Raw genomic sequence first — 19,754 nt, 5'->3', positions numbered from 1 at the left:
CATGGCGCGGGCGAAAATGCTTCTGGTCGAGGATGATGCCGCGCTGGCCGAACTCCTGACCTGGCATTTCCAGCGGGAGGACTTCGACGTCGCGCAGACGCCCGACGGCGAAGAAGCGCTGATCCTGGCTCAGGAACGGACACCGGACATCGTCCTGCTCGACTGGATGGTCGAGAATCTCTCGGGAATCGAGGTTTGCCGGAGATTGCGCCGCATGCCCGAGACGGCGAACGTGCCCATCATCATGCTGACCGCGCGCGGCGAAGAGGAGGACCGGGTTCGCGGCCTCGAAACCGGCGCCGACGATTATGTGACCAAGCCCTTCTCGCCCCGCGAGCTGATCGCGCGGGTCAATGCCGTGCTCCGCCGCGTGCGGCCAGCGCTGGCGGGCGAAGTCCTCACCTTCGGCGATCTCGAAATGGACACGGTCGCGCACAAGGTCCGGCGCGGCGGCGAACTCGTGCCGCTCGGCCCGACGGAGTTCCGGCTTCTGCGTCACCTGCTCGAGCATCCCGGCTGGGTCTTCTCCCGCGAGCGGCTGCTGGACAGCGTCTGGGGGCAGGACAGCGAGATCGAACTGCGCACCGTCGACGTCCACATCCGCCGCTTGCGCAAGGCGATCAACGCGAACGGACGGCCGGACATCATCCGGACCGTTCGATCCGCAGGCTATTCCCTGGACGCCGACGCCGTCTGACCAGCCCGTCAGGGCCGCGCCGGAGCGACTTCCCCCGGCGCGGGCTCAGAAGTCATATTGCGCGCGCAACCCGAAGACATCGGCATCATAGTCATCGCGACCGTCCGACAGGATTGGCGTGTCGCGGACATCGACATGCAGATAATTGGCCATGAACTTCACATGCTCGAGCGGCACCCAGATCAGTGAGAGGCCCGCTATCGCCTGCTCCCCGCCCCGCACCCCGGCGTCGTTCAGGTCGAGCCAGTCATAGCGAAGATTCACTTGCCAGGCGCCGGCGCCCCCCTTGTCGATCCCCTTCGTCGGCTTGATCGACGAGAAAGAGCCCGCCCGATATCCCCGCGCCTCGCCCCCGGCAAAGACATAGCCGATCTCGCCATAGATGCCGAAGAAGGTGGGGTCCGCCAGATTCGGGCGGTCGACATTCTGCCAGTAGCTTTCCGCCGCGACGTGGAAAGGCCCGCGCAATGCCGCGAACTCGATCCCGTAGCCGGTTTCCGCCGAGGCGCTGAAGGAGCCGGTATCGACGAACCGGGCGCTCGTCGTGCGCGCGCCGGGCCGCGCCCGGTAGCGCAGGCTGTCCGCCAGGTCGTTCAGCTCACGATGATGGAGGGAGCCGCCGAGGTGCAACTGAACCTTCCCCAATTTCGGCATGTAGACCCAGCGCGTATCCAACGAATAGCTGTTGTCCGCAACGCCGGAGCCCAGCGTCTCCAGATCATCCGAATAGATGCCCGCGCTCAGGACGACGTCGCTGTCCTTGTAAGCAGCGGAAAGGCCCAGTCGGCGCTCGAAGCCGAACGCCTGGATGAAGCCGGACCGTTCGAGAAAGCTCGTCTGAAGGTCGCTCGTCAGGTCTTCGAGCGTGGTCATTCGGTCGTGGCCGAGCGTGACGGTCCAGGAACCTTTCTTGTAGGTCAGCCAGAGATCGGTGAACAACGGGTCACCGCTCGCGAAGTCCATCTCGAAACGATAGCCGAGGCCACCGCCGAAATTGCCCTCGACGCCAAGAAATGCCCGGCGCACATCGGTGGACCAGCCAAGCGTAGGCTCCGTCATGCCAGCCGGACGGGACACGATATTGCCATCGAACTGCAGGCGACCGCGCGGCTTGAGCGTGAAGCCCGAAGCCGGCGCCGGCGCGGGTGGAGAGGCGGCCGGCACGGCGAGGGCCGGGGGCTGTGCGCTGCCCGAGGCGCTCGCGACGCGCTCCGGCGCCGGCTGCGATGTCGTCAGGGAAGCGGAGAGCGGCGCGGACGGGGGCGTGGAGCCGGTCTTGCTCCCCTCGGCGGCCATCAGGTCCAGCCTCTCTTCCAGAGCGGCGACCTGCGCGCGCAGCCGGGCAATCTCGTCCCGCATGGCGGCCACAGCCGCATCGTCCTGCGCCATGGCTGGCGTGGCCGGGACGGAAAGCATGCTTGCGGCAAGGAGCACAGCCATCTGGGGTCGCACGTATCCGGGTATCCTGCTTCGGCGTAACGAGGTTCGCGGCGGCTATGACAGTTTTGTTACAGATTTACGACGTCAGGAAGTCATTGGGGAGAAAGTCGGGAAGAGAGGCAGAAGGAAGCGACACGGGCCCCTCCCGCGCCAAAGCGGCCCTAATCTTCCACCAGCTTCACGAGCCGACGCTCGACCGGGGCCAGCACGCCCGCAAGATCATGCCCGCGACGCAACACCGCGCCCGCCTCCCCGATGAGCGCCCACATGCCCTGGCGATGGCGCAGGGCCGGCCGCTTCTCGATGCGGAACTCGGGCCGTTCCGCAGTCCGCCTGAAGGCCGAGAAAATCGCCACGTCGCGCGTCAGGTCTATGGCATAATCCCGCCAATGGCCCGCCGAGACCATACGGCCATAGAGATCCATGATGCGGGACAATTCTATGCGATCAAAACCGGTCTGGGCCGGTCCGCCCGCCTGCTTGCGCGGAAACGGTGTGATGTTGCTCATCAAGCCGACGTACGCGACTGGCTTTCGGGCACTTCACGGGCGGCATCGCGTTCGGCCAGCAATTCGGCCAGCCGTTGCCGCAGCCCTTCCACCTCGCATTGAAGCGCTTCCAGCTTCTGCGTGGCGGGATCGAACATCTCGCTGCAGGGCGTGCCATAAGGCACGAAGGATTTCTGATACTCCTTCGCGTCGACCAGCGTGGCCCGCGCGGGAATGCCGATCATGACCGCACCGGGCGGCACATCCTTCGTCACCACCGCATTGGCGCCGACGCGCGCCCGCTTGCCGACGGTGATCGGCCCCAGCACCTGCGAGCCCGAGCCCAGAATGGCGCCGTCCTCGATCGTGGGATGCCGCTTGCCGGCCACGCCGTTGGAAGGGTCCGTCCCACCGAGCGTGACGCATTGATAGATCGTCACGTCATTGCCGATGACCGCCGTCTCGCCGATCACTGTGAAGCCGTGGTCGATGAAGAAGTGGCGGCCGATCTTGGCGCCCGGGTGGATGTCGATCGCGGTGAGGAAACGCGAGAAATGATTGACGAGGCGAGCCAGGAAGAAAAGGCGCCAGCGAAACAGCCGATGAGCGATCCGATGGAAGCCCAGCGCCCAGACGCCCGGGTAGATCAGTACTTCCATGCGGGACCGCGGCGCAGGATCGCGCGCCTTCACGGAATCGAGATAGGACAGCAGTCCCATGGCAAGCGCCCCTGTAGATGACAAGAACCACTATCTAGTCCCCGCGGGAGCGAATTTCCAGCCCGCGCCCCGGATTGACACTCACGACAAGTGCCCGTAATTCTCCATGAAATTGATTGAGAAAAGGAATGCATGTGCCCGATGCCTGGCTGGAATTCCTGCAGTTGTTATTGCCCTTCATTCTCGTGGGATTCGGCGCGCAGATCATCGATGGCGCACTGGGCATGGCCTATGGGGTGATCTCGAGCAGCCTGCTTCTCGCGCTTGGCGTTCCTCCCCGGGCCGCGTCGGCAAGCGTACATGCCGCCGAGACCTGCACGACGGCGGTCTCGGCCATCAGCCATGTGATACACCGGAATGTGGACTGGAAGCTCTTCTGGAAGCTTCTTGTGCCCGGCGTGCTGGGCGGCGTCGCGGGCGCTTCCTTCCTCTCCAACATCGATGGCGAGCTGATCCGCCCCTATGTGCTCGCCTATCTCGCCTTCATCGGCCTGTGGCTGCTCTGGCGCGGCCTGCGCTACCCGCCCCAGCGGTTCGACGACGCACGTTTTGTGACGCCGCTCGGTCTGGTTGGGGGCTTTCTGGACGCATCGGGTGGCGGTGGCTGGGGTCCTGTGGTCACGTCCAACCTGCTCATTCAGGGATCGAGCCCGCGCCACACGATCGGCACGGTCAACACGGTGGAATTCTTCCTCACGCTGTCGATCAGCTTCACGTTCCTGCTGCATCTGGGCTGGGAAACCTTCACGACCGCGACGATCGGCCTGCTGGTGGGCGGCGTGATCGCGGCACCGCTGGGCGCCTGGATCGCGCGCCACGTCCCCGCGCGGCCGCTCCTCATCATGGTCGGCGCCGTGCTCACGCTCACCACAGGCTATGGCATTCTTCGGTCGCTTGAATTGATCGGCTAAGTCACTTAATTCCTCTCCAAGCCATCGAGAGGAACGATCAATGTCGACCTACATGCCCACCCTGAAGCAGCTGCAATATCTTGTGGCGCTGAAGGAGCAGGGTCATTTCGGCCGTGCCGCCGATGCCTGCTTCGTGACGCAATCGACATTGTCCGCGGGCATCCGCGAACTGGAGACGCTGATCGGCGTCACGCTGGTGGAGCGCACGCGCCGCATCGTTCGCTTCACGGCGCTGGGCGACCGGATTGTGGAAAAAGCGCATCGCGTGCTTCGCGAAGCGGAAGAGCTGGCGGCGATCGCCCAGGCATCGGGCTCGCCGCTCGCGGGCGAACTGCGGATGAGCGTGATCCCGACCATCGCGCCTTTCCTGCTGCCGAGCCTGCTGCCCCGGCTGCGGGCGGAACGGCCGGCGCTCCAGCTCTATCTGCGCGAGGAAACCAGCCACGCAGCGCTCGATTCGCTGCGTCATGGCCATGCCGATTGCGTGCTGCTCGCGCTTCCCTTTCCGTGCGGCGATGTCGAGACCGAAATTCTGTTCGAGGACCCGCTCTATGTCGCCTTCCCCAAGGACGATCCCCGCGACCCGCCCGCCCAGGTCGCGCCGGACATGATCGACGGGACAAGGCTGCTGCTGCTCGAGGATGGGCACTGCCTCAAGGAGCATGCGCTCGCCGCCTGCAATCGCGCCGAGCTGCGCAGCGAAGCGACGATCACCGGGACATCGCTGCACACGCTCGTGCAGATGGTCGACAATGGGCTGGGCCTCACCCTTCTGCCCGAAATGGCCATCAGGGGCGGCATTCTCGCCAACACGGACATCGTCGCGCGGCCGATCCGGTCCCCCGAAGCTCACCGGGACATCGCGCTGATCTGGCGTCGCAATTCCCCCCGGGAGACGGATTTCCGCTTGATGGCCGGCATCCTGCGCAATGCCGCTCTCCAGCAGCGGGAGGCGCTGGCGGCCTGAGCGGCGGCGGGCGCCAGCGGCTCAGAAACGCCCGAACGCCCCTGCTCGAAAACAGCCGGAAACCGACCGGGGCTCACTGCGTTTCCCGACCATGGTCGCCCACATCCCTCTCGTCCTGTTCGTTCAGTTCGCCGCCTGGCTGTTGGGCAAGGTCGTGGGAATCCCCGATGCCGCCGCGCTGTGGCTTGGCTGCTTTGCCGCCTGCGCCGTCTGCATCGTCCGGGAAGTCACGCAGCGGGAATATCAGTGGATCGAAGCGTCCGATGAGGGGAAGCGGCGGAACATGCCGGTGCTGGTCGGCCTGAAAGTCTGGGAATGGAACCGGCACGCCCGCTACGAGACAGCCGTTGCCTGCACGGTGGCGTTCCTGGTCGCGCTGCTGGTGACGGCAGCGCACTGACGCACAGCTCAGTCCGGGCGCCAGGCTGCCGCACGCGCATCGTCGGCGTGATGCGCTTCCACCCACTCGCCCGTGCCATCCGCGCGGATGGCGCGCTTCCAGAAAGGCGCCGAGACTTTCAGCCAGTCGATGAGGAAGGCGCAGGATTCGAGCGCCGCCACGCGGTGGGACGAGGACGTGCCCACGAAGACGATCCGCGCACCCACTGGCAGGGTGCCGTGGCGATGGATCACCGTGATGCCAAGCAGCGGCCAGCGATCGGCTGCCTGCGCGACGACCGCCTCAAGCTGCCGCTGGGTCATGCCGGGATATTGCTCGAGATGCAGGGCCTCCAGCCCGCCATCGTCGCGCACGAGGCCCGTGAAGCTCGCCACTGCCCCGCCAGGCAGCGCCTCAAGCTGGCTCAGCTCCACGGCCGGCTCGAAGTCCTCGGTCGTGACGCGCACCTGGAGTCGCGGCGTCATGTCAGCCCCCGGTGACCGGCGGGAAGATGGCGAGCTCCTGCGCCTCGCCGATCGGCGTATCGAGCGGAACGAAGCGCTGATCCAGTGCCGCGCGCAGGCGGCCCCGCTCGGCGAAGGCAGCGGCATGCCCAGCACTCTCCGCCGCCAGCCGGTCCAGCAGCGCAGCGACCGTGACGTCCGGCGCGGGCGGCGCGATTTCCTGCTCGTCGAGCCCGATCCGCTCGCGCACCCAGGCGAAATAGAGGATCCTGAGCGCCGCCATGGCTCAGGCGTTCATGTGCTTGAGGCCGGCTCGCAGATAGTCCCACCCGGTCACGAGCGTGAGCAGCGCCGCTGCCCAGAGCGTGAGCAGGCCGGTCGTCTTCACGAACGCGAATTCCGGCAGCCCCCCGGCCAGGATGAGCGCGCCGAGCGACACGAGCTGGAATGTCGTCTTCCACTTGGCGAGCCGGGAAACCGGCACGGAAATGCGCAGGCCCGCCAGAAACTCGCGCAGGCCCGAGACGGCAATCTCGCGCAGCAGGATGACCAGGGCGGCCACGATGTGCACGCCCTGTATGTCCCGCGCCGCGCAGAGGATGAGGATCACCGCGCCGATCATGATCTTGTCCGCGATCGGATCCAGGAACACGCCGAGGCGCGAGACAGTGCCCTGCGCACGCGCCAGATAGCCGTCGAAATAGTCCGTGATGCCCATGAGGCAATATAGCGCGAACGCCGCCAGATAGCCCAGGCGCCAGGCATGACCTGAGTCGGCCGGCCACAGCAGCGCCACAAGCAGCGGCACCGCAAGGATGCGGGACAGGGTCAGGAGGTTCGGCAACAACATCACGGCCCCGCTGGCCTGCCACAGCCGGCGCGGGCAGACAAGGGGCTCGCCATCGCAGCGCAATGTCCGTCTTTTCACTGTCCCATTTCGTCGCTAGAAGCCCCGGGACGGCACGCACACCGCCAGGCCACAAGAGTTTTCGCACCCATGCAGGCATCCCTGCGGCTGCTCGCCCACCGGAAATTCCTTCCCCTTTTCGTCACTCAGTTTCTCGGGGCCTTCAACGACAATCTGTTCAAGACGGCGATGATTCTCTTCGCCACGTACGAAGTCTTTGGCGACCCGCAGCAGGAATCGAACTTCAACGCGCTCGCGACCGGGCTGTTCATCCTGCCCTTCTTCCTGCTCTCCGCCCTTTCCGGCCAGCTTGCCGACAATATGGACAAGGCCCGGATCATCCGCATGGTGAAGCTGGCGGAAATCTTCATCATGCTGGTGGGCGCGACGGGCCTGCTGGTCTCGGGCGCCTATCCCATGGTCGGCGTGGCGCTCATGCTCGGCGCGGTGTTCGCCATGGGCATCCACTCCACCTTCTTCGGCCCGATCAAATATGCCGTGCTGCCCCAGCATCTCGAGCAGGAGCATGTGCTGGGAGGCACCGGGCTGGTGGAGGCCGGCACCTATGTCGCGATCCTCGCGGGCACCATCGTTGCCGGATGGATCAGCCCGGTGGCGGCGGCGGGCGTGGTGCTCGGCGTGGCGATCATCGGCTATCTCTCCGGGCGCATGGTGCCGCCCGCGCCAAGGCTCGGCCCGCCGGTCGTGCTGGACTTCAACCCGTTCCGCGCCTCCTGGCGCCTCATCTCCGCCACGATGCACATCCGCCGGCTGTTCCTCGCGATCATGTCGATCAGCTTCTTCTGGATGATCGCCACGGTGCTCATCATCATCTTCCCCCCGATGGTGAAGAATGATTTCACCGCCACCAAGGAAGTGGCGAGCATGTTCCTCGCGATCTTCTCCATCGGCGTCGCGGTGGGATCAGTCGCCATCAACCGGCTGCTGCAGGGCCATGTCTCGGCACGCTATGCGCCCATATCGGTCGTGATCATGGCGGCGTTCGTCTGGTTCTTCCAGTTCGCCTCGGCCGGCTGGATGCCGGCGCCGGACGGTGTTCTCTACTCCGTGCCGGACTTTCTGGCCGCGCCGCACAGCTGGCGCATCCTCCTCGCCCTGTTCGGCATCGCGGTGTTCGGCGGCATGTTCGTCGTGCCGCTCTACGCTTTCCTCACCACCACGGTGAGCAAGGACCAGACCGCGCGCACGGTCGCGGCCAACAATGTCGTCAATTCCGGGGCGATGGTGTTCGGCGCGCTGGTCATCATAGGTGCGACGGGCGCGGGCCTCTCGAGCCGCCATGCGCTGCTGATCGTCTGCGGCATGTGCTTCGTCTCCGCCTTCATGGCCATGCGCCTCCAGCGGGCCTGCGATCGCGAGGCCGGCAGCCTCCCCGCGCGGGGCAGACGCGCCGGCTGAAGACGTGCGACGGCCGCCCCGGCTGGCTTGGGCCCGTCGGCGAATGCGCAGCGGTCAGGCGATGAACGTGTAAGCCACCGTGAAAAACGCCGCGAAGCTCAGCACGAAGAGCTTCCAATCCTCATCATCAGACCGGGCTGGCGGCGCCGGCTGCGCCGTTTCCACGAGGGGCGCGAAGACATGCCGCGGCAGCGACTGCCGGAAGGGATGCCGCGCTTGCTCATGCGTCAGGACGAGAGGCCGTTTCATAAGAAAAAGGGTTACCAAAGCGTTAACAGCCCAGGAAGAGCCAAAGATGGTTAACGCGAGAACGCGCTGTTTTGGGACATGCGCCTCGCCGGATTCCGCCGCTCTTTCAGCCATGGACTGGCCCGCCCCTGCACTGTTCCGCAACCGCTCGCCGCAAAAAGCGGCGCATCAAGTCTCCGGCGCTTTCAATGGTTACTTTTCGTTAACTATGTTGTGAGCAACGTCCTGGCTACTTCTGCGTTGAAAGACACGCAAGGCTGTCCGGAGATCTTAACCATGTCCCGCCAAGCAAAATGGGCCCTGCCATTGCTTGTTTCGTTGCTGGCTTCGTGCGGTGGTGGTGGAGGCGGTGGCGTCAGCTCGACGCCCGCGCCCCCTCCGGCACCCACGCCGACGCCCAGCCCGACTCCTTCGCCAAGCCCGACGCCGTCTCCTACGCCCAGCCCAACGCCGTCCCCTACGCCGACGCCGACGCCGACTCCGACGCCTACCCCAACACCGACACCTACCCCGACTCCCTCACCAACGCCGACTCCCACACCCACGCCCCCGCCCACACCCGGGGTCAATCATGATCTGATCGGGCCGCTGCAAAGCGAATCCTTCACGAACGACGGGGCCAATGCCTCGGCGCGGTTCTTCGGGGATGGACGGCCGGTGGAGAATGGCCAGGCCGCTTCCGGCGCGCTTACCATTGCCTATGATGCCGGGAGCCGGAGCTACACGATTAGCACGGCCGGCCGGAGCGCAACCTTCGCGCCAGCCGACCTGGTCGAATCCGGCTCGCCTGATTTCATCAGCTTCGAGAAGCTCGGCACGACGAGCGAAGCGCTGACCCTGACGCGGCCCGGCACGTCCGGCGCGCTGACCTATCGCTATGTCGGCGGCGGCGCCTGGGAACGCGCGACCGTTTCCGGCGATCAGCTGGACTTCTCATACGATCCCTTCACCTACGGCATCGAGACGCCCGACACGTCGCTCGCCCGGACGGGCACGGGCGTCTATGCCGTGAGCCTTGTCGGGGCCCGCGCCATGGAAGCGCCCTACGCCATGGCCGGCAGCGGCACGCTGCAGGTCGACTTTCTGAGCGGATCGCTGGCCAGCAGCGGCGTGTTGACCAGCATCGACGTCGGCACCGGGCTGATAAAGGGGATCGGCGTCTATTTCGGCGAGGCCAGCCTCTCCAGCACGGCGAACAATTTCTCCGGCGATTTCTTCATGGACGACGGCACCCGCTTCACGGGCGGATGGGCCGGACGTTTCTACGGCCCCGAGGCGGAGGAAGTCGGCGCGGCCTGGCATCTCACCAGCGCCGATGGACAAGTCGCGGCAGGCTATATGCTGGGGCGGCAGGACGGCACGATCGAGCCGGTCAACTGGACACTGACGCCTCTCGTCTTCGACCAAGGCTTTGCGCACCGCTTCAGCGAGCTGAGCTTCACCGATCTGGGCGGGGGCCGTAGCGCCGATAACGCCGAACTCCTGCGCTCCGATGCCTATCTAGGCTATGACGCCGATACGGCCACCTATCGCTACCTCGACACGGCACGCGGGATCGACATGGATTTCAGCCCCGCGCAGCTGGTCGCGGCCGAGACGGATGCACGGCTCGCGGTCTACAGCTTCACCGGCAGCGACGGCCTGACCTACCGGCTGACGCTCAACCAGCCGGGCGCGGGCAATCCGGCCATCCAGCTCAGCTATGCGAGCTTCGGCCGCTGGGAACGCGCGCAGGCATCGGCAAGCGACCGGATCGACCGCTGGTTCACCTGGGGCATCCGCACCAACGGCTTCCAGATCCCGAGCGGGACCGGCGAATTCGCCGGCATCATCCAGGGTACGGCCGCGCGTTTCCGGGGCGGCCCGGTCTATGCGCTCAGTGGCACGAGCAACTTCAGCATGGACTTCGCCGGGGGCACCTTCACCGGCTCGCTCAATCCGATCGGCACGAGCCTGAGCGACGGCGCGACCCGCGATTTCGGCACCTTCGCTTTCGCCCGCGGCGCGATCGACCTCGACGCGGGGCTCACCGCGGACATCGTGAACAACAACAATGCCTATCTCGGCTTCTTCGAAGGCGCGCTTTACGGACCGCGCGCGACCGAGGTCGCCGGCAGCTTCGGCATGCAGACGGAAAATACCGACAGTGGCGGCGCGGGCAGCTCCAATGCCGCTTATCTCAGCGGCGTGATCGTCGGGACGCGGACGGGGAATTGACCGGGATCGGGATTCGGGGCCAGCGATCATGAGGCGCCGCGTCGCTGCGGGGCTGGGCATGATGAGTGCCGTCATCGCGCTTGCCAGCGCCGCCGGCCCCGCCCACGCTCAGGCAGAGAGCGAAGCTGCCCCGGATCGCGCCGGGGCCAGCACGCCGGCGCCGACACCGCGCGTAACGCAGGACGGCGCGGCGCTCAGCGGACTGAGCGCGGCGCAGCTTTTCGACATCGCCGATCAGGCACGTGTTGCCGGCCGCCTTGCTGATGCCGAAGCTATCTATGCCGCGCTTGCGCGGGACCCGGATGGCGAAGTGCGGGCCGAGGCGCGTTTTCGGCTGGGCATGATGCAGGCCGATCAGGGCCGTCATGCCGACGCAGCCCTCACATTCCGCGCCCTGCTGGACGAGCGCCCCAAGGCCGCCCGTGTCCGGCTGGAGCTTGCCCGCGTGCTTGCCGCGATGGGCGAGGAAGGCCGGGCGCGCCAGCAGCTTCGCCAGGCGCAGGCCAGCGGCCTGCCGCCGGACGTGGCGCAGGTTGTAGACCGCTTCGCGACCGCCCTGCGCTCGAACCGGCGCTTCGGCGGCAATTTCGAGCTGGCCATGGCGCCGGACAGCAACGTCAACCGGGCTACCGATGCCCGAGAGCTGGACACCGTGATCGCGCCCCTCAACCTTTCCGACGACGCGCGCCAGCAGTCCGGCATAGGCCTGCACCTGACTGGCCAGGTCTTCGCGCGCCTTGGCCTGACCCCGCGCCTGACGCTGGTGCCGCGCCTCTCCGGCGACGGGACCTTCTATGGCAAGAGCCAGTTCAACGATCTTTCCGGCAGCGCCCTGCTCGGCTTCGAATGGCAGGCGGGCGGCACGCGCCTCATGCCCTCCTTCGGCGCCACGTGGCGCACTTATGGTGGCAGGGCCTATGCGCGCACCGCCACGGCGGACCTGCGCTGGACCCAGCGCGTCGGCCGCCGCGCACAGAGCGAGGTCGGCTTCTCCTATGGCCGGACGCATTATCTGTTCAACGAGATGCAGGATGGCGACCTGTTCAACCTGAGCGCGGGGATCGAGCGCGCGCTCTCTCCCCGCACCGGCATCGGCGTGACGCTGAGCGGCACCCGCCAGACCGCCCGCGACCCCGGCTTCTCGACCGCAGCGGGCGGCGTGACGCTGCTCGGCTGGCGCGACATGGGCCGCATGACGGTCTTCGGCCATGTCACGGCCCGGCGCCTCGAATCCGATGCGCGGCTCTTCCCCTTCACGGACCGGCGCAAGGAATGGTTCCTGCGCGGCGCGGCCGGCGCGACGTTCCGCCAGATTGAGGTGGCGGGCTTCTCGCCGGTGGTGCGACTCGCCTACGAGCGCAACATCTCGACCGTCGGCATCTACGATTATCGCCGCACCACCATCGACCTCGGCATTACGCGCGCCTTCTGAGGGCGGGGAGGCAATCCCCCCGTCCAAAAGAGCGCCCTCACAGGGTCATCGCGAAGCCCTGACCTGCCGCCAGATGGGGCTGAAAACCGAGCGAGCGATAGAAATCCTGTGCCCGGCCATTCTCCGCACGCGCGCCCACGGTGAGGAATGCGCAGCCGGCCTCCCGCGCCGCGGCCTGCGCGCCGGCCACCAGCAGCCGGCCCAGACCAAGGCCGCGCGATCCTTCCAGCACGAAGAGATGGTGAAGATCGAGCCCGCGCAAGGTGAGCTGCGCACGATAGCGCGGCACCAGCAGCGCATAGCCCACGACATAGCCGAAACGCTCGACAACGAGACCGTGCAGCCAGCGGGCCTCGCCAAACAGATCGACCTCCAGCCGGGCCGCATCGATCGCCGGATCATCGCCATGATGGCGCGCCAGCCGGACGATCATGTCTGCCACCACGGCCAGATCATGCCGGTCCATGGGCCGCACGCGGCCCCGCCCTTCTCGTATATCGTCGGATTGCAACACAGTAGCCTCCTCGCAAGGTCCGCCACTGGTTCTTGTGCTGCGATGCCGCTCCAGCGGCGGCACCAGTTTCACTCACATGATCGAACGGGCCGCGTCTATGTGTGACGAAGCCAATAAACGCTGGATGGGGCAGCACGAACGATCATGGAATCGCCCTTGCGCCTGCCGTCAGCGCGAGTCAAGCGGCCGCGCTGCGTGGGCCCCGAGGGAATCGCCCGCCTGCTCTCCCCTTCGCAGCGCGGGGGCGTGACGCGGCGCCGGAAAGCGTGTAACGGCGCGCGCATGTCGCCGCGCCTTTTCGCTTCCATCCATGATGTGACACCGCATTTCGAAAGCGAGGTCGATGCGTTGTTCGACCGGCTGAGCGGCCTGCTGGGCGGCCCTCGCCTCGCCATGCTGGTGGTGCCGGATTTCGAGGACAAGGCGCCGCTCGCGGGCAATGCCGCTTTCGCCGGCAAGCTGCGTGGCTGGGCCGACGCCGGGGTCGAGATGTTCCTGCATGGCTGGTGCCATCGCGACGATGCGCGCGTGAAGGGCTTCATGCAGAAGCACATGACCGCCGGCGCGGGCGAATTCGCCCAGCTTTCCCGCACGGAAGCGCTGCGCCGGCTGGAGCGCGGCCGCGCGGTCGTCGAGGATGCGCTGGGGCGGCCGCTCACCGGCTTCGTGGCGCCGGCATGGCTTTATTCGCCCGGCAGCCTCGATGCGCTGCGCGACGGCGGCTTTCCGCTTGCCGAGGATCATCTCAAGGTGTGGGAGCCGACGACCGGACGCGTGGTCGCGAAGGGGCCGGTCATCACATGGGCCAGCCGCACCCGAGGCCGTGTCGCCAGTTCGCTGATGGTGGCCGCGGCGGCCCGCGCGGCGCCCTGGGCGCTGCAGAACGCGCGCATCGCGGTCCATCCGCCGGACACGACCGTTCCGGCCCTGCTCGACAGCATCGATGCCACTTACGCCAAGTTCGTGCGCACGCACCGGCCGTCACGCTACGCGGACCTCCACGGCGGATGACGCAATCCCGGCCGCTGCGCGTGCTGAGCGCGCTGCACAGTCTGGAACCGGGCGGCGTGGAGCGGGACGTGCTGCGCTTCACCAAAGGCTGGCGGGACGCGGGAGTCGACGCGCGCATCGCGCTCGGTCGCCGCGAGGGCCGGCTGGAGGAAGAAGCGCCGGACGTTCCCTATATCATCCCGAAGAAGGGCCGGCTGGCGCGCATCGAGACCGAGAGCTTGTGGATGATGCTGCGCCTGCCCGCCATCATCCGGCAGGAGCGGCCGGACGTGCTGTTCTTCGCCAGCAACGGATTGATGGCCGTCGCCGCGGTAACGAAGCTGCGTCTCGGCCGGGACTGCCCGCCCATCGTGCTGCGCACCAGCAACAGCCTGCGCCCGCCCCACTGGAGCGGGCTGCATCACCGGCTCCACCGCGCGCTGCTGCGCCTGCATGGCCGCATCTACGCTGCCATCGTGGCAATGGCGCCGCCGCTGCGGGACGAGATCATCGAGGAAATGGGCGTCTCGCCGCAGGCCGTGACCGTCATCAACAATGGCGCGCTCGCTCGTGCCACGGCAGAGCGGCTTGCCACCTTGCGCGACGCCACGCCCCGCGACCATGCCGGCCGGCATTTCCTCGCAGTCGGTCGCCTTTCCCCCCAGAAGAACTTCGCGCTGCTGCTGGAGGCCTTCGCCCGGATCGCCCGGCCCGAAGACCGACTGACCATCGTGGGCGAGGGACCGCTGCGCGAGCCCCTGACACGGCAGGCGCAGGATCTCGGCATTGCCGGGCAACTGGATCTGCCGGGGCATTGCCACCCCGTCGACCCGTGGTTCGCCCGTGCCGATGCCTTCATCCTTTCGTCCGATTTCGAGGGCCTTCCGGCCGTGCTGGTGGAAGCACTGGCGGCGGGCCTGCCGATCGTCGCCACCGATTGCGCGGTAACCATCCCTTCGATGATCGAAGGCGCGGGGCGGCTGGTGCCGGTCCGTGACGCTACGGCATTGGCGGCCGCGATGGACGCCATCGGGAACGATCCGGTCGATGTCCCGGCCATGCGCGCGCGCGCCGCGCGTTTCACCCTAGAAGCGACGATCGATCAGTGGATCGGCCTGTTCCGCAAGGTGGCGCGGAAATAGTCCTTTGAGGCGCCGAATATTATTGCTATCGGCCCGCCATGTATAAAGGCCATGTCTGAGTACCGATCTTGACGAGGCAGATTTCGGCGACTCTCGACAGCGCCGCTCCCAATGACCCACTACCGTTGCCGGTGCGCCAGCATTCCTGGTGGGTCTGGATCACGCCCGCGCTGTCCATCGCCATATTGGCGATCGTGGCCTGGCATTTCCGGACCTTCGATTTCCAGCAACTGATCGCGGTGGTGCCCAAGAGCCCCCTCTTCTGGGGCGTGTTCGTCATATATTACATGACGGGCATCGTCTTCGATTTCATCATCTTTCGCTGGCTATGGGGCATTCCTCTCGAGGGGATGGTCGCGCTGGCCCGCAAGAATGTGAGCAACCAGCTTCTCGTCGATTATCTGGGCGAGGCCTATTTCTACAGCTGGGCGCGCAAGAAGGTGAAGATGACCACTTCGCCCTTCGGCGCGGTGAAGGACGTGGCCATTCTCTCGGCCTTCGTCTCCAACATCGTGACGCTGGTGATGATGGCGATGGTCTATCCCTTCGCCCGGACATTCAACCTGGGGCTGACGAGCACCGCGCTCGCCGCTTCGGTCGGCGTCATCACGCTCATCTCCCTGATCGTTGCTCTGTTCAGCAAGCATATCTTCAGCCTGAGCAAGGGGCAGCTATGGGGCATTTCCGCGCTCCATGCGGTGCGGCTCATTGTCTCCAACGTGCTCATGGCGGTGCTCTGGAGCATCGCGCTGCCACAGGTGGCGCTCGGCTGGTGGCTGGTGCTGGCGACCGCCAAGATGCTGCTTGGGCGCCTGCCGCTCATCAGCAACAAGGATGTGATCTTCGCCGCCTTCGCGGTGCTCGTCGTCGGCAACGACAAGGAGATCCAGATCCTCATGGCGTTGATGGCGACGCTCATGCTGCTCACGCATCTTCTGGTCGGCGCCGCCCTTGCGATCGGCGATCTCGTCACGTTGCCCCCCAGGCGCGGCAAGGCAGACTGATGCGCGCGCTCCCGTCCACGGGCGCCGCCGGCACCGGCCTGCCCGACTGACGCCATGCGGATTGTCGATGTCGCAGCCTTCTACACGCCCTTCGGCGGTGGCGTAAAAACCTATATCGAGCGAAAGCTGCTCGCCGGCCCGGCGGCCGGGCACGAGATCATCGTCATTGCGCCGGGGCCTGGCTATCGCGTCGAGGACCGGGGGCCGGGCGCGCGGATCGTCTATCTCAAGGATCCGCAGTTTCCGCTCGACCGGCGCTATCATTATTTCCGGGATGTGGAGACGCTCCACGCCACGCTGGACCAGCTCGCGCCGGACATCGTGGAAGCATCCTCGCCTTGGCGCAGTGCGCGCTTCGTGGGCGAATGGCCCGGCAAGGCGCCACGGGCGCTCATCATGCACGCGGACCCCATGTCCGCTTATGCCTATCGCTGGTTCGACCCCATCGCTTCCCGCCCGGTCATCGACCGCGCCTTCGGCATGTTCTGGCGGCATCTCCAGCGCATGGACCAGCTCTTCGACGGCGCGATCACCACGGGCGAGGACCAGACCAACCGGCTGCTCGCGGGCGGCATGACGCGGGTCATCACCAATCCCATGGGCGTGCAGCCGGGCATCTTCTCCCCCGCTTATCGCGACGAGGGCCTGCGCGCCCGCCTGCTCGCCCGATGCGCGCTCGATCCGTCCGCGACCCTGCTGCTCGGGGCGGGGCGGCACGGGCCGGAAAAGCGCTGGCCGATGGTGATCGAAGCCGTCACGGCCGCCGGCGTTCACGCGCCGGTGGGCCTCATCATCGCCGGCGACGGGCGCGATCAGGCCCGCGTGGTGGCCGCTGCTGCGGAGAATCCGCACGTGCATCTCATCTCGCCGATCTCGGACCGGCACGAAGTCGCGCGACTCTTTGCGAGCTGCGACGCGCTGATCCACGGCTGCGAGGCGGAAGTCTTCTGCACGGTCGGCGGCGAAGCGCGCGCGGCCGGCCTGCCGCTCATCATGCCGGACCGGGGCGGTGCGGCGGACCATGCCCGTCTGGCGGACGGCTGGCTCTACGCGTCGGCAGATCCGCGATCAGCCGCAAAGGCCATTCTGGACTTCATCGCCGCCCCGCGCGAGGCGGTGCGTGCCCGCGCGCTGGAGCATGCCCGCAACGTGCGCACGATCGACGAGCATTTCGCGGACCTCTTCGCTTATTACGAAAAGCTGGTGGCCAATCCGGTGGTTGACCGCTCCCGCCCGCCCGTCGGCTGAGAGCGCGACGAGGCCGAAGGCCGGCATCGCGCCTGAGGCAAGCGACCCGTTACTTGTTGAGCGGGCCGAAGCTGAACAGGCCCTTGCGATACTGCATCGTCACGGTGATGCGCGTCGGGCCATTGCCGACCGCCGCCGCCGCGCTGCGGGCCTTGGGCTTGGACCAGCCGAGCTTGGGATCGCCGGGGAAGCCGATGCCATCGACGGACAGCCCGAACTTGCGATTGGCGTCGCGATCATGAAGCAGGCTGAGCGTGTAATTTCCCGCTGCAGGCGCGCGGATGCAGAGCACGACCGGGCCGGTCTGCGGCACAGGCATCTCGACCCGGCGGAAGGCCTTGCCCGCCATCACGAGGATATTGTCGTCCTGCAGGAAATCATCGTCATTGTTGGGATAGAGCTCGACCTTCACGCGGCCCTTGCGATCCTTGAGACCTGCCAGGGTGATGAGGAAGGAGGGACCACTCTCGTTCGGGCGGCAGCGTCCTTCTTCAATCCCCAGGTCCGGTGAGGACGGGATGTAATTGGCCGATCCGGCGGCAGCCGCGGCAGCCAGCAACAAACTCATCGACATCAACTGGTCATCTCCCGGTTGAGGAAAAGGATGGCGCCTGGGAAACAGCCTGTTGCCCCGTCAGCGCCGGATGGTGGGCTATGTAGCTGCTTTACCTAGCCCTCGCTAGGCCGCGATAGCCCGAAGCAGCTTCCATGCCATGGACTCCCTTAACGGGACGTGGCTGGCCAGCAGATCGCCCCGCAAGGCCGGCCTGCGTTGCGCTCCAGCTGCGGAAGGGCTGCGTCACGAAGCGAGGCAGCCCCGCCCCCGGGCGTCAGCGGGTGAGACCCAGTTCCGCGTCGGTCGCCGCGTGCCCCCATTTGTCGCGGGGCGGCATCGGGCGCGCGCGCCAGTCGAAATCCGGCGAGAAGCTGGAGATGCTGCGCCCCTCGGGAATGCGGCCATTCCCGCCGCCTTGCGTGTAGTCATAATAGAGCTTCAGCAGCTCTTCCTTCGAGCGATATTGCGCGGCCGGATGCGCCGTGCACGCCGCGCGCCAGCGCAGCACCCGGTCGAAGCGTGCCGGCACTTCATAATCCTCATAATAGTCCAGGAACCACAGGCGCTTGAACATCGGCGTGAACGCCACTTCCGCCCAGCCGAAGCGATCGTCGAACAGAAAGTCGCTGCCGGTCGCATAGCGTTTGAGGAACGCGTCCACCTTGCCGAACTCGGCATCGACGGCAGCGCGCATCTCCTCCCGCTTGCCGATGTCCCGGTTGAGGATCATCCGGTAGCCCGCGCCGGAGAAGGGGCCGGACAGTTCCGCCAGCATGCCTTCCACCGCGTGACAGAAGGGATCGGGATGCGCCACCGCCGGGTCGGGATAGCGCTGCTCCAGATAGCGCAGGATGACCATGCTTTCCTTGAGGCTCTCGCCATTCTCGACGTCGAGAAGCGGAAGCGCAGTCGTGCCCCCGGTCTTGGCAAGCAGCCAGTCCGGGCGCGGCTTGGAAATGTCGATCTCGACATCCTTCATGCGCAGGCCCTTGAGCTCAAGCATGATTTCCACCCGCTCGGAGAAGGGGCAGCCGGGGATATGATAGATCGTCAGTTCCTGTGGTTCGGCCATGCTTGCTCCTGTGTCCTCGTGTCCGCTGTCTTCAGGCTTCCCGGAGGCGAGAGGCGGCGCCCCCGCCTCCCCTTCCGTCAGTCCGCTTTCTCGGCGACGCGCGGCGGCATCTTCGTGGTCTGCGGCCCCTTGTTGAGAGCCTGTCCGCCAGCGCCGGCAGGACCGGTCTGCCGGACGAAGGGCTCGGGATCGCCTTCCCGCAGCTTGAGCCCGAACAGCGGGTTCATGCCGGGATGGCGGCCGAGGCCGTCAAACAGGTCGAAGCCCCGGTCCAGCCAGTCCCGCAGCGGATCATCCTCGGTGAGCGGCGGCGTGCGGGCAACGGACGCGGTCCAGAGGAACACCGCCAGCGCCGAATAGTCCGCGAAGTTCGGCTGGTCGCCGCCGAGCCACTTGGTTTCCGCGAGAATGCGGCGGAAGGGCTCGAGCGTCGGCGGCACGAGCGGCAGGCGCTCCTCGCGGCCGGCCTGCACGTCTTCCAGGCGCTGCCCGCCCAGGAACCACTGCTCGCGGCTCCAGCGCACATAATCGCGGTCCTGCGGCAGCGAGAGATCGTGATAATCGAGGATGTAGCAGCGGAACCACGGGCCCACCGCCGTGGACCACAGCCAGTTGTCCAGGAACTTCATGAGGTTCTTCTGGGCCGGCCCCTCGAACAGCATGGGGCGATCAGGATATTTCTCGTCGAGATATTCCGCGATCACCCAGCTGTCGAGCACCCACTCGCCGTCGTCCACGATGACCGGCACGCGCTCGGACCGGCCGCCGGTCCGCTCGAGAATGCCGGTGAAGCCGCCGGGCACGATGTCGATGTCGAAGCCCTTGTGCTTGAGCGCATATTTGGTGCGCCAGACATAGGGACTGATCGTACAGCCGGATTCGAGCTGCAGGTCATACAGAGTGATGGTGTTGTTCCTGGCCATCGGCAATCCTCTCCAT

23 protein-coding genes are annotated in these 19,754 nt (G+C 66.5%); 12 read left to right on the top strand and 11 right to left on the bottom strand.

The window, feature by feature from the left end; genetic code table 11:
* Position 1: 1 nt before the first annotated feature.
* A complete protein-coding gene (gene phoB, locus HNP60_RS04200; protein ID WP_014075214.1) occupies positions 2-697 on the top strand; it encodes a phosphate regulon transcriptional regulator PhoB in 696 nt (231 codons plus the stop codon).
* Positions 698-742: 45 nt separating this feature from the next.
* Here phoB and HNP60_RS04195 read toward each other — a convergent pair whose 3' ends face one another.
* From HNP60_RS04195 to epsC, 3 genes are all read right to left on the bottom strand, one after another.
* Positions 743-2,137 carry a porin gene (locus HNP60_RS04195; RefSeq protein ID WP_184150574.1) on the bottom strand — a complete coding sequence of 465 codons (1,395 nt, stop codon included), beginning with the start codon at positions 2,135-2,137 and terminating at the stop codon, positions 743-745.
* Positions 2,138-2,298: 161 nt separating this feature from the next.
* Positions 2,299-2,646, bottom strand: a complete 348-nt coding sequence (locus tag HNP60_RS04190) for a DUF2794 domain-containing protein (RefSeq protein ID WP_184050510.1) — start codon at positions 2,644-2,646, stop codon at positions 2,299-2,301.
* Positions 2,646-3,344, bottom strand: coding sequence for a serine O-acetyltransferase EpsC (epsC, locus tag HNP60_RS04185; RefSeq protein ID WP_184150571.1), 699 nt, complete (start codon positions 3,342-3,344; stop codon positions 2,646-2,648). Before epsC ends, HNP60_RS04190 begins: the two co-directional genes overlap by 1 nt.
* Positions 3,345-3,478: 134 nt before the next feature.
* On the opposite strand from epsC, the gene HNP60_RS04180 reads away from it, so the two are divergent.
* The 3 genes from HNP60_RS04180 to HNP60_RS04170 all read left to right on the top strand — a co-directional run bounded on the left by HNP60_RS04180 (position 3,479) and on the right by HNP60_RS04170 (position 5,622).
* Positions 3,479-4,255, top strand: a complete 777-nt coding sequence (locus HNP60_RS04180) for a sulfite exporter TauE/SafE family protein (protein WP_420825240.1) — start codon at positions 3,479-3,481, stop codon at positions 4,253-4,255.
* Positions 4,256-4,295: 40 nt separating this feature from the next.
* Positions 4,296-5,222: a hydrogen peroxide-inducible genes activator gene (locus HNP60_RS04175; RefSeq protein ID WP_184150568.1), complete on the top strand. Its 927-nt coding sequence runs from the start codon at positions 4,296-4,298 to the stop codon at positions 5,220-5,222.
* 91 nt (positions 5,223-5,313) lie between these two features.
* Positions 5,314-5,622, top strand: coding sequence for a hypothetical protein (locus tag HNP60_RS04170; RefSeq protein ID WP_184150565.1), 309 nt, complete (start codon positions 5,314-5,316; stop codon positions 5,620-5,622).
* Positions 5,623-5,630: 8 nt separating this feature from the next.
* Here the strand turns inward: HNP60_RS04170 and HNP60_RS04165 are convergent, their stop codons facing one another.
* Genes HNP60_RS04165 through pgsA form a run of 3 tightly spaced genes read right to left on the bottom strand, consistent with a single transcriptional unit; the run spans position 5,631 to position 6,918 of the window.
* Complete coding sequence (locus tag HNP60_RS04165) at positions 5,631-6,086, bottom strand: molybdenum cofactor biosynthesis protein MoaE (protein WP_184150562.1); 456 nt, start codon at positions 6,084-6,086, stop codon at positions 5,631-5,633.
* A gap of 1 nt (position 6,087) precedes the next feature.
* Positions 6,088-6,348, bottom strand: a complete 261-nt coding sequence (locus HNP60_RS04160; protein ID WP_184150559.1) for a MoaD/ThiS family protein — start codon at positions 6,346-6,348, stop codon at positions 6,088-6,090.
* A gap of 3 nt (positions 6,349-6,351) precedes the next feature.
* Complete coding sequence (gene pgsA / locus HNP60_RS04155) at positions 6,352-6,918, bottom strand: CDP-diacylglycerol--glycerol-3-phosphate 3-phosphatidyltransferase (RefSeq protein WP_041392600.1); 567 nt, start codon at positions 6,916-6,918, stop codon at positions 6,352-6,354.
* 144 nt (positions 6,919-7,062) lie between these two features.
* Between pgsA and HNP60_RS04150 the strand changes: the two genes are divergently transcribed.
* Positions 7,063-8,391, top strand: a complete 1,329-nt coding sequence (locus HNP60_RS04150) for an MFS transporter (protein ID WP_184150556.1) — start codon at positions 7,063-7,065, stop codon at positions 8,389-8,391.
* 54 nt (positions 8,392-8,445) lie between these two features.
* On the opposite strand, the gene HNP60_RS20265 is transcribed toward HNP60_RS04150, so the two are convergent.
* A complete protein-coding gene (locus HNP60_RS20265) occupies positions 8,446-8,754 on the bottom strand; it encodes a hypothetical protein (protein ID WP_420825218.1) in 309 nt (102 codons plus the stop codon).
* A 215-nt stretch (positions 8,755-8,969) separates the two neighbouring features.
* Between HNP60_RS20265 and HNP60_RS19720 the strand changes: the two genes are divergently transcribed.
* The 3 genes from HNP60_RS19720 to HNP60_RS04135 all read left to right on the top strand — a co-directional run bounded on the left by HNP60_RS19720 (position 8,970) and on the right by HNP60_RS04135 (position 12,289).
* On the top strand, positions 8,970-9,215 hold the full coding sequence (locus tag HNP60_RS19720; protein ID WP_221416047.1) for a hypothetical protein: 246 nt from the start codon (positions 8,970-8,972) through the stop codon (positions 9,213-9,215).
* 82 nt (positions 9,216-9,297) lie between these two features.
* A complete protein-coding gene (locus tag HNP60_RS04140; RefSeq protein ID WP_184150553.1) occupies positions 9,298-10,857 on the top strand; it encodes a HupA family protein in 1,560 nt (519 codons plus the stop codon).
* A 28-nt stretch (positions 10,858-10,885) separates the two neighbouring features.
* Entirely contained in the window at positions 10,886-12,289 is a 1,404-nt protein-coding gene (locus tag HNP60_RS04135) for a surface lipoprotein assembly modifier (RefSeq protein WP_184150551.1), read from the top strand.
* Positions 12,290-12,326: 37 nt separating this feature from the next.
* On the opposite strand, the gene HNP60_RS04130 is transcribed toward HNP60_RS04135, so the two are convergent.
* A complete protein-coding gene (locus HNP60_RS04130) occupies positions 12,327-12,755 on the bottom strand; it encodes a GNAT family N-acetyltransferase (protein ID WP_184150549.1) in 429 nt (142 codons plus the stop codon).
* Between the two features lie 330 nt (positions 12,756-13,085).
* On the opposite strand from HNP60_RS04130, the gene HNP60_RS04125 reads away from it, so the two are divergent.
* From HNP60_RS04125 to HNP60_RS04110, 4 genes are all read left to right on the top strand, one after another.
* Positions 13,086-13,814 (top strand): DUF2334 domain-containing protein, encoded by a 729-nt coding sequence (locus tag HNP60_RS04125; protein WP_184150546.1) that lies wholly within the window; start codon positions 13,086-13,088, stop codon positions 13,812-13,814.
* Positions 13,811-14,935 carry a glycosyltransferase gene (locus HNP60_RS04120; RefSeq protein WP_184150543.1) on the top strand — a complete coding sequence of 375 codons (1,125 nt, stop codon included), beginning with the start codon at positions 13,811-13,813 and terminating at the stop codon, positions 14,933-14,935. Before HNP60_RS04125 ends, HNP60_RS04120 begins: the two co-directional genes overlap by 4 nt.
* Positions 14,936-15,066: 131 nt before the next feature.
* Positions 15,067-15,939, top strand: a complete 873-nt coding sequence (locus HNP60_RS04115) for a hypothetical protein (protein WP_221413693.1) — start codon at positions 15,067-15,069, stop codon at positions 15,937-15,939.
* A 54-nt stretch (positions 15,940-15,993) separates the two neighbouring features.
* Complete coding sequence (locus HNP60_RS04110; protein ID WP_184150540.1) at positions 15,994-17,187, top strand: glycosyltransferase; 1,194 nt, start codon at positions 15,994-15,996, stop codon at positions 17,185-17,187.
* Between the two features lie 49 nt (positions 17,188-17,236).
* Here the strand turns inward: HNP60_RS04110 and HNP60_RS04105 are convergent, their stop codons facing one another.
* The 3 genes from HNP60_RS04105 to HNP60_RS04095 form a co-directional block, all read right to left on the bottom strand.
* Entirely contained in the window at positions 17,237-17,761 is a 525-nt protein-coding gene (locus tag HNP60_RS04105) for a DUF2141 domain-containing protein (protein WP_014075194.1), read from the bottom strand.
* 256 nt (positions 17,762-18,017) lie between these two features.
* The gene (locus tag HNP60_RS04100) at positions 18,018-18,815 is read right to left on the bottom strand and encodes a glutathione S-transferase family protein (RefSeq protein ID WP_184150537.1); all 798 of its coding nucleotides are present in this window, start codon (positions 18,813-18,815) and stop codon (positions 18,018-18,020) included.
* 77 nt (positions 18,816-18,892) lie between these two features.
* Positions 18,893-19,738, bottom strand: coding sequence for a beta-etherase (locus HNP60_RS04095; RefSeq protein ID WP_184150534.1), 846 nt, complete (start codon positions 19,736-19,738; stop codon positions 18,893-18,895).
* Between the last annotated feature and the right edge of the window lie 16 nt (positions 19,739-19,754).

Source organism: Sphingobium lignivorans, assembly GCF_014203955.1.
Lineage (GTDB): Bacteria > Pseudomonadota > Alphaproteobacteria > Sphingomonadales > Sphingomonadaceae > Sphingobium > Sphingobium lignivorans.
This window is presented reverse-complemented; position numbering and strand designations above follow the sequence as displayed.